8 protein-coding genes and 1 pseudogene are annotated in these 8775 nt (G+C 72.2%); all 9 read left to right on the forward strand.

Translation table 11 applies throughout. The features are described 5' to 3' along the window. Nucleotides 1-237: pseudogene (locus ACWF94_RS24985) on the forward strand (biotin synthase BioB); the annotation flags it as partial. Next, complete coding sequence (locus tag ACWF94_RS24990; RefSeq protein ID WP_453492592.1) at nucleotides 230-1522, forward strand: adenosylmethionine--8-amino-7-oxononanoate transaminase; 1293 nt, start codon at nucleotides 230-232, stop codon at nucleotides 1520-1522. The pseudogene ACWF94_RS24985 and the gene ACWF94_RS24990, both read left to right, overlap by 8 nt. A 189-nt stretch (nucleotides 1523-1711) precedes the next feature. Further along, nucleotides 1712-2425, forward strand: coding sequence for a dethiobiotin synthase (bioD, locus tag ACWF94_RS24995; protein ID WP_453492595.1), 714 nt, complete (start codon nucleotides 1712-1714; stop codon nucleotides 2423-2425). 75 nt (nucleotides 2426-2500) lie between these two features. Then, the gene (locus tag ACWF94_RS25000) at nucleotides 2501-3178 is read left to right on the forward strand and encodes a class I SAM-dependent methyltransferase (RefSeq protein WP_453492598.1); all 678 of its coding nucleotides are present in this window, start codon (nucleotides 2501-2503) and stop codon (nucleotides 3176-3178) included. A gap of 108 nt (nucleotides 3179-3286) precedes the next feature. Further along, nucleotides 3287-3718, forward strand: coding sequence for a GNAT family N-acetyltransferase (locus tag ACWF94_RS25005; protein ID WP_453492612.1), 432 nt, complete (start codon nucleotides 3287-3289; stop codon nucleotides 3716-3718). Nucleotides 3719-3920: 202 nt separating this feature from the next. Beyond that, nucleotides 3921-5552 (forward strand): hemolysin family protein, encoded by a 1632-nt coding sequence (locus ACWF94_RS25010; protein WP_453492601.1) that lies wholly within the window; start codon nucleotides 3921-3923, stop codon nucleotides 5550-5552. Beyond that, nucleotides 5549-6562 carry a hemolysin family protein gene (locus ACWF94_RS25015; RefSeq protein ID WP_453492604.1) on the forward strand — a complete coding sequence of 338 codons (1014 nt, stop codon included), beginning with the start codon at nucleotides 5549-5551 and terminating at the stop codon, nucleotides 6560-6562. The genes ACWF94_RS25010 and ACWF94_RS25015 overlap by 4 nt, the downstream gene beginning before the upstream one ends. A 173-nt stretch (nucleotides 6563-6735) precedes the next feature. After that, complete coding sequence (locus ACWF94_RS25020) at nucleotides 6736-7614, forward strand: hypothetical protein (RefSeq protein ID WP_453492607.1); 879 nt, start codon at nucleotides 6736-6738, stop codon at nucleotides 7612-7614. A gap of 86 nt (nucleotides 7615-7700) precedes the next feature. Further along, a complete protein-coding gene (locus ACWF94_RS25025; RefSeq protein ID WP_453492609.1) occupies nucleotides 7701-8480 on the forward strand; it encodes an SGNH/GDSL hydrolase family protein in 780 nt (259 codons plus the stop codon). The last annotated feature ends 295 nt before the right edge of the window (nucleotides 8481-8775 follow it).

Consider the following 8775-nt stretch of genomic DNA (forward strand, 5'->3'; position numbering starts at 1 on the left):
GGCTGTGCCCCGGCCCGCGCGGACGGGGCGGACGGGTCGGCGCCGGCGCCGGCGGCATGCGACCGGTCGGAGGCGTCGTGCGACCGGCCGCCTGCCGCCGAGGTGCCCGCCGGTCAGCCGCCCGCTGCTGGAGCACCCGCCGGTCAGCCGCCCGCCGCCGGGGTGCCCGGGGCCCGGCCGGGCCTGGTGACCGTACGGCGCCGCGGCGCGGGGACCGATCTCGCGCCCAATGCCTGAGCCGCTGTCCCCGGCCGGTCTTGTCGCCCTCGACCGGGCGCATGTCTGGCATCCGTACGGTCCGATGCCGGGGCGGGTCGATCCACTGGTCGTCGAGTCGGCCTCGGGCGTACGGCTGCGGCTGGCCGAGGCCGTCCACGGCAGGCGCGAGCTGATCGACGGCATGTCGTCGTGGTGGTCGGCGATCCACGGCTACAACCACCCCGTCCTCAACGAGGCCGCGCGCGGCCAGTTGGAGCGGATGAGCCATGTGATGTTCGGCGGGCTGACCCATGAACCCGCCGTCCGGCTGGCCACCCGGCTCGTCGACATCACCCCCGAGCCGCTGCGGCATGTGTTCCTCAGCGACTCCGGGTCGGTCGCGGTCGAGGTCGCGGTCAAGATGTGCCTCCAGTACTGGCGCTCGACCGGGCGCCCCGCCAAACGGCGGCTGCTCACCTGGCGCGGCGGCTACCACGGCGACACCTGGCAGCCGATGTCGATCTGCGACCCGGACGGCGGTATGCACCAACTGTGGTCGGGCGCCCTGCCGCGCCAGATCTTCGCCGACGCGCCTCCCGAGGAGTTCGACGAGCGGTACGCGGACCGGCTGCGCGATCTGATCGCCCGGCACGCCGATGAGGTCGCCGCGGTAATCGTGGAACCGGTGGTGCAGGGCGCCGGGGGTATGCGGTTCCACTCCCCCGCGTATCTGCGCGTGCTGCGGGATGCGTGCGACGCCTCCGGGGTGCTGCTGGTCTTCGACGAGATCGCGACGGGATTCGGGCGTACGGGCACGCTGTTCGCGGCCGGGCAGGCGGATGTCTCACCGGATGTGATGTGCCTGGGCAAGGCGATGACGGGCGGCTATCTCTCCATGGCGGCGACGCTGTGCACTGCCGAGGTCGCGGACGGCATCTCCCGGGGAGAGGTCCCGGTGCTGGCCCACGGCCCGACGTTCATGGCCAACCCGCTGGCCGCCTCGGTGGCGAACGCCTCGATCGAACTGCTCCTCGCGCAGGACTGGCCGCAGCGGATCAAGCACCTGGAGTCGGGGCTGCGGGACGGGCTGGCCGCCGCCGCGGAACTGCCCGGGGTGACGGACGTACGGGTGCTGGGCGGGATCGGCGTCGTACAGCTGGACCACGAGGTGGACCTGGCGGCGGCGACGGAGGCCGCGGTGCGGGCGGGCGTCTGGCTGCGGCCGTTCCGGGATCTGGTCTATGTGATGCCGCCCTATGTGACGGACGACGACGATCTGGCGCGGGTGTGCGAGGGGGTGTGCGCGGCGGTGTCGGCCGGCTGAGCGGGCGGGCCCGACGGGTTCCCTGTGCCTCCCGGCGCGGCGCAGAGCCTCGATGGGCCCTGCGCGGGGCTTTCGGCATCGGCCCCGGCGTCTCCCGAGGCACGACAGAAAGCACAGCAGAAGGCACGACAACGGCAGAAGGCACAGCAGAAAGACGGCCGAAGGACGGCAGAAAGGCAGCACATCACCATGTCCGTCATCGTCGTCTCCGGGACGGGGACCGAGATCGGGAAGACCGTCGTCACCGCCGCGATGGCCGCCATCGCCCTGGCGCGGGGGCGGCGGGTCGCCGTCGTGAAGCCCGCGCAGACCGGCGTCGGACGCGACGAACCGGGGGACCTGGCCGAGGTGACCCGGCTCGGCGGCCGGGTGTACGGGGCGGAGCTGGCCCGGTTCCCGGAGCCGCTGGCCCCCGCCACCGCCGCCCGGCTCGCCGGGGTGCCAGGGGTCCGGGCCTGGGAGGTGGCCGAGGCCGCCGGGAAACTCGCGACCGAGTACGACCTGGTGCTCGTCGAGGGTGCGGGCGGACTGCTCGTACGGTTCGACGACGGCGGCGACACCCTCGCCGACGCCGCACGGCTGCTGGCCGCGCCGGTACTGGTCGTCGCGCCCGCCGGGCTCGGCACGCTGAACTCCGTGGCCCTGACCGGCGAGGCCCTGCGGGCGCGCGGCCTGGAGCAGCTCGGGGTGGTGATCGGAAGCTGGCCGGGGGCGCCGGATCTGGCCGCGCGGTGCAATCTGGTGGATCTGCCGTCGGCCGCGGGCGCACCGCTGCTCGGTGCCGTCCCTGAGGGCGCGGGGCGGCTGGCGGCGGCCGGCTTCCGGGCGCGGGCCGCGAACTGGCTCGCCCCGCCGCTCGGCGGTTCCTGGGACTCCGAGGCGTTCACCGCCGCCGTGCGCTGAAGGGAACGAGTTCTGCTTCGTCGCCCCGGGGGAAGGATAGGGAGAGAGCGCACCCGCCGTCCGGAGGAGGCCGCGATGCCACCGCGCCGCAGCACAGTGCCCCGGGAGGCGGTCCATCACCCGGTGTTCGCCCGTTTCTACGCGAGGTTCAGCGTCGCCGCCGACCGGAGCGCGGGTATCGCCGCCCTCAGGGAGGAGCTGCTCACGGGACTCTCCGGCCGGGTCATCGAGATCGGCGCGGGCAACGGACTGAATTTCTCGCACTACCCCTCTGCCGTCTCCGAGGTCGTCGCGATCGAACCGGAGCGAACCCTCCGCGCGCTGGCGGTGCAGCGGGCCCGCCGGGCCGAAGTCCCGGTGGATGTGGTGCCGGGGGCGGCCGAGGCGCTGCCGGTGAAGAGCGAGGCGTTCGACGCGGCCGTGGTGAGCCTGGTGCTCTGTTCCGTACGGGATCTGCCACGGTCCCTCGCCGAGGTCAAGCGGGTGCTGCGGCCGGGCGGTGAGCTGCGGTTCTTCGAGCACGGCCGGGCCGATTCGGCCGGGATGGCCCGGACCCAGCGAGCCCTGGACCGTACGGTGTGGCCGCTGCTGTTCGGCGGCTGTCACACCGGGCGGGACATCGTCGGGGAGATCCAGTCCGCCGGATTCCAGCTCGGGACGTACCGGCGGCTGCGGGTGCCCGAGCGAGGGTTGCGGACCCCGACGTCCTTCTGTGCGCTGGGGGTGGCCCGCCGCCCGTTCGCGGACGAGTGAGCGCCTGTGACCGACCCGCAGAGACCGCAGGGACCGCCGAACCCACAGACACCGGAGACGCCCCGCGTACCGCCGGAAGCGCGGACACCTCTCACGCCGCCGACGCCGCTGATACGCACCGCGAGGCCCGGCGAGGCGGGGACCGTACTCGCCTTCTGGAAGGAGGCGGCCGAGGGCACGAGCATCACCGACGACATCGACGGCGTCACCCGGCTGATCGACCGCGACCCCGGTGCCCTGATTCTCGCCGAGGCCGATGACCGGCTGGTCGGTTCGGTGATCGCCGGATACGACGGGTGGCGCTGCTCGCTCTACCGGCTCGCGGTGCTGCCCGCGTACCGCCGCCGGGGCATCGGGCGGGCGCTGCTGGACGCCGCGGAGCTGCGGTTCCGGGCCGTCGGCGGGCGACGCGGCGACGCGATGGTGCTGGAGGCCAACGAGCGGGCGCAGCGGGCCTGGGCCTCGGCCGGCTACCGCCGCCAGGACCACTGGCGACGCTGGGTGAAGCCGTACGGTGCGGCGGCGCGCACTCAGGATTGACCTCCGAGAGGCTTGAGTGCCGGACAGAGCTGGTTACTCTTGTCCGATCCTCCCTGTCGACGGACTTTGCCGGTCCTTTACGATGGGGGGATCATCACTCTCCGTACGAAAGGTGTGAGCGTCCGTCCATGGACGAGCCTCCCAGTAGCAGACATCGAGCGTTCCCCCCGCCCCTGCCCGATCATGGGACGGAGGTGACCCGATGACCGAAGTGCTCCTCCTGATCGTGGCAGTGCTGCTCTCGCTCGCCTGCGGTGTCTTCGTCGCGGCGGAGTTCTCTCTCACCACCGTCGAGCGCGGCGATCTGGAGCGCGCTGTCGAGCGCGGCGACCGGGGTGCGGCGAGCGCCCTCAAGGCCGTACGCGGCCTCACCTTCCAGCTCTCCGGCGCGCAGCTCGGCATCACCGTCACCAATCTGGTGGTCGGCATGCTCTCCGAGCCCTCGATCGCCAAGCTGATCCGCGGTCCCGTCGAGGATCTCGGCCTGTCCCCCTCCGCCGCCTCATCGATCGCCCTGGTCCTCGGCACCGCGTTCTCCACCGTCGTCCTGATGGTCGTCGGTGAGCTGGTCCCCAAGAACTGGGCCATCTCCTCCCCGCTCGCCGTGGCGAAGGTCGTGGCCCCGGCGCAGCGGCTGTTCACCGCGGCGTTCAAGCCGCTCATCAGCCATCTGAACAACACCGCCAACCGCATTCTGCGCCGGCTCGGCATGGAGCCGACCGAAGAGCTGGCCTCGGCCCGCAGCCCGCAGGAACTGGTCGCGCTCGCCCGGCACTCGGCGAAGGAAGGCGCGCTGGAGGCGGACACCGCCGAACTGTTCGTCCGCACCCTGAGCCTGGCCGAGCTGACCGCCGAGAACGTGATGACCCCGCGCGTCCAGGTCACGGCGCTCGAAGTGCAGGCCACGGCCGAGGACGTCGCCAACGCCACCCGGGCCACCGGGCTCTCCCGCTTCCCCGTCTACCGCGGAAATCTGGACACCGTGGTCGGTATCGCGCACATCAAGGACGTCCTGGCCGTCCCGGCCGACCTCCGTCGCCGCCAGAGCGTTTCCGAGGTGCTGCGCGAGCCGCTGCTGGTGCCGGAGACCCTCACCGTGGACCGGCTGATGGACCGGCTGGGCGGCAGGTCCACGATGGCCGTCGTCATCGACGAGTACGGCGGCACGGCCGGCGTGGTGACCATGGAGGACATCGTCGAGGAGGTCGTCGGCGAGGTGCGGGACGAGCACGATCCGCATGAGACGCCCGACCTGGCGCCGGCCGGTGAGGACGCGGACGGCCGCTCGCTGTGGTCGGCCGACGGCGCGGCCCGTACCGACCAGCTCGAACGGGTCGGCCTTAAGGTGCCCGAGGGTCCGTACGAGACGCTCGCCGGGCTGCTCGCCACCGAATTGGGGCGCATCCCCGCCGAGGGCGACCGGGTCGACCTCCAGGGCTGGCGGCTCGATGTGGTCGACGCCGCCGGGCGGCGCGCGGCACGCGTGCTGATGCACGCGCCCCTGCCGTCGGACGACGAATCGCCGGAGCACGGTGGGGCGACCTCGGGCGCTGCGGGCCACCGGCGCGGGTCCGGGCCGTCGTCCAAGCCGTCGTCCAAGCCGTCGTCCGGGCAGTCGTCCAAGCGCTCCTCCGGGCCGTCGTCCCCGTCCGGCGCGGATCCGGAACGCGGGGTTCGGGGGTCCCGGTCCGACGCGGTCTCCGGACCCGGCCCGGGCTCCGCTGATACGGGGTCCGGCTCGGGCTCCGGGCCCGTTTCTGGTTCCGGACCCGCCGCCGGCCCGGCTGCCAGGTCCGGCAAGGGCTCCGGTGCCCCCGGGGAGGTACGGCGATGATCGCGATCCAGTTGCTCATCGGTTTTCTGACCCTGGTGGTCAACGCCTTCTTCGTGGGCGCGGAGTTCGCTCTGATCTCCGTACGCCGCAGCCAGATCGAACCGGAGGCCGAGGCGGGGAACCGCCGGGCCCGCAGCGTCCTGTGGGGGCTTGAGCATGTGTCGGCGCTGCTGGCGGCGGCTCAGCTCGGGATCACCCTGTGCACCCTGATCCTGGGTATCGTCGCGGAGCCGGCGATCGCGCATCTGCTGGAGCCGGCGTTCGACGCGATGGGGGTTCCGCACGGCGCGGTCCATCCGATCTCGTTCGTGATCGCCCTGTCCCTGGCGACCTATCTGCACATGCTGCTCGGCGAGATGGTGCCGAAGAACATCGCGCTGGCCGAGCCCACGCGCAGCGCGCTGCTGCTCGGCCCGCCGCTGGTGGCGCTGGCGCGGGCGCTGCGCCCGGTGATCTTCACGATCAACGCCTTCGCCAACGCCCTGCTGAAACTGCTGCGGGTCGACACCAAGGACGAGGTCGCCGCCACCTACTCGGACGACGAACTGGCCCGTATGGTGCGGGACGCGGGCGAGGCCGGACTGCTGGACGACCGCTCGGCCGAACGGCTGCGCGACGCCCTGGAGCTGGGCCGCCGCCCGGTGCGGGACGTGGTGATGCCGGTGGAGCAGGTCGTGTACGCACGGGCCGGGACCACTCCGGAGCAGTTGGAGCTGCTGTCGGCCGAGTCCGGGTACTCCCGCTTCCCCGTGGTCGACGCGGGCCGCAGCATTCTCGGCTATCTCCATGTGAAGGACGCGCTCGACGCGGTTCCGCGCGATGTGCCCTTCCCGGTCACGGCGATGCGCCCGATCGCCCGGGTGCGCGGGGCGACACCACTGGACGATGTGCTGACCGCGATGCGGCGCAGCCGCACCCATCTGGCGGCCGTACTGGACGAGGACGGTACGCCGGAGGGGCTGGTGACGATGGAGGACGTCCTGCGGGAGCTGGTCGGCAGGCGCGACTAGGGGCTGGCCGGCCCCTCAGGGGCGTGTCGTACGACCGGGACGGCGACCGGACGCCACCGCCCCGGCAGTCCGGTCGCACCGGTTGCCGGGGCCGGGGCGCGGATGTCTCCTGGAGTCATGGGGGCGGGCGCCCCCGCTGCCTGCGTCGTCACCGAGTGACCGAGGCGAGGACCATGGCCATCACGGTGTCCCAGTCCAACCCGGTCGCCCTGACACGGGCCCACCCCGTCACCCATCCCGTGATCAAGCCGGTGCCGGCGGGCGGTCTCCTGGAGGAGTTCCCGCTCACCACGACGATCCATGAGCTGCTGCTCAAGGTGACCAAGGGCGATGCGACGTACTGGATCGGCGCCGCCGTGCCGTTCGGCACCACCGACTTCTCGAAGGCGCAGGTCTTCTTCCATCCCGCCGTCGTGCAGGCCCGGCGGGCCCCGCACCCGCCCGTCGTCCACGCCCTGGACCTCGACTACCCGTCCTTCGGCGGGGGCTGGTCCGGCAGCTTGCAGCGGTACGTCGCCCTCCAGGGCGGCCAGTTGGCGGCGGCACGGCGCGTCCCCCTCCTGGTTCCCTTCACCACCATGGTCGCGCTGGCCCCCGGCGGCGCCCAGAACATGTTCACCGCCGATCCGGTGGCGACGCTCAGCCATGTCCTCGCGGCCGTCCGGACCGCGCTGATCCCCGAGCCCTCCTCGTCACTGCCGCCGGTCCCGCCGCTCCCGCCGCAGGATCTCACCGATGTCGGTGTCACCTCCTTCGGCTCGGGCATCCTGGCCCTGCGGAGGTTCATCACCGCGATGAAGCCCTCGGGCCTGGTGCGCGAGGTCATCGACCTCGACAGCCCGTACAACCCCCAAGAACCCGCGGCGCTGACACCGTCCCCCGGAGCGGTCTCCCACTGCTACACCCAGCGCGGCCGGCCCGATCCGCCGCCGGGGTACCGGTACCTCCCGGCGAGCGGCTTCGCCCGGCTGACGAGCTACGGCGGAAACCCGCATCTGTGCATCGGCTGGATGATGTACCACACAGCCATGGTCAGCAGCGTGATCACCTGAGAGCCGTCCGGTGGCGCGTGCCTTGACCCGCACTCCGCCGTAATTCCGTACGACTGAATCCTACTGTCGGGTAGGGTTTTTCTGCCATGGAGACGAGTACCGACTACACCAGCTTTGTCGCGGTAGGCGATTCCTTCACCGAAGGCATGTCCGACCTGATGCCCGACGGTTCGTACCGGGGCTGGGCCGATCTGCTCGCGGCCCGGCTCGCCGGGCGGACTCCCGGCTTCCGGTACGCGAATCTCGCGGTGCGCGGCAAGCTGATCGGCCAGATCGCCGATGAGCAGGTGGGCGTGGCCGCCTCGATGCGCGCGGACCTGGTGACACTGGTCGGCGGCCTCAACGACACACTCCGGCCACGATGCGACATGGGCCGGGTGCGCGGGCTGCTGGAGGAGGCCGTGGGAAAGCTGGCGCCGTCGTGCGGACAGCTGGTGCTGATGCGCAGCCCCGGGCGCACGGGCCCGGTGCTGGAACGGTTCCGCCCCCGGATGGAGGAGCTGTACGCCCATATCGATGTGCTGGCGGCCCGGCACGGGGCCCTGGTGGTCGATCTCTACGGCTCCGGAGCGCTCGGTGATCAGCGGCTGTGGGACGCGGACCGGCTGCATCTGACCGAGGAGGGGCACCGGCGGGTGGCCGAGGCCGTCTGGCAGTCGCTGGGGCTCGACGGCGCGGCCGACTGGCGGACCCCGCTCCCCTCCCCGGACCCGGTGCGCTGGGCCGCTCGGCGGGCCGCCGACCTGCGGTTCGCGCGCCGGCACCTGGGGCCGTGGATCGGCCGCAGGCTGACCGGGCGGTCCTCGGGGGACGGTCTGTCGGCGAAGCGGCCCGAGCTGCTGCCGTACGAACCGCCGACGCCGTAGAAGAGCCGTATGAACCGCCGACGCTGTAGAAGAAACGACTCCCGCACCCGTGGCGCCCCACCGGCCGCCGTTCCCGGCACCTCCTCGTATCAAGGCGGTACCGGGAACAGGACCAGGAACAGGAACAGGAACAGGACCGCAGCCGGGACCGGGGCCGGGACCGGGACCGGGGCGCCGACCTGCGCGGACCGACAGTAGAATCTGCCTACTGTTCTACGCGACCACATATATCTGCTGGTCAGCAGCCATGTGAGAGATCTCGGAAGAGATCGTTTCTCACAATTTCTCACACAGG

The sequence above is a fragment of the Streptomyces sp. NPDC055078 genome, from assembly GCF_053607985.1.

What these genes read in the sequence shown, in the direction of transcription:
- ACWF94_RS25015 (WP_453492604.1), top strand. Translation starts at nt 5,549, where the DNA reads ATGATCGCGATCCAGTTGCTCATCGGTTTTCTGACCCTGGTGGTCAAC.
- ACWF94_RS25010 (WP_453492601.1), top strand. Translation starts at nt 3,921, where the DNA reads ATGACCGAAGTGCTCCTCCTGATCGTGGCAGTGCTGCTCTCGCTCGCC.
- ACWF94_RS25020 (WP_453492607.1), top strand. Translation starts at nt 6,736, where the DNA reads ATGGCCATCACGGTGTCCCAGTCCAACCCGGTCGCCCTGACACGGGCC.
- ACWF94_RS25025 (WP_453492609.1), top strand. Translation starts at nt 7,701, where the DNA reads ATGGAGACGAGTACCGACTACACCAGCTTTGTCGCGGTAGGCGATTCC.
- ACWF94_RS24990 (WP_453492592.1), top strand. Translation starts at nt 230, where the DNA reads ATGCCTGAGCCGCTGTCCCCGGCCGGTCTTGTCGCCCTCGACCGGGCG.
- bioD (WP_453492595.1), top strand. Translation starts at nt 1,712, where the DNA reads ATGTCCGTCATCGTCGTCTCCGGGACGGGGACCGAGATCGGGAAGACC.
- ACWF94_RS25000 (WP_453492598.1), top strand. Translation starts at nt 2,501, where the DNA reads ATGCCACCGCGCCGCAGCACAGTGCCCCGGGAGGCGGTCCATCACCCG.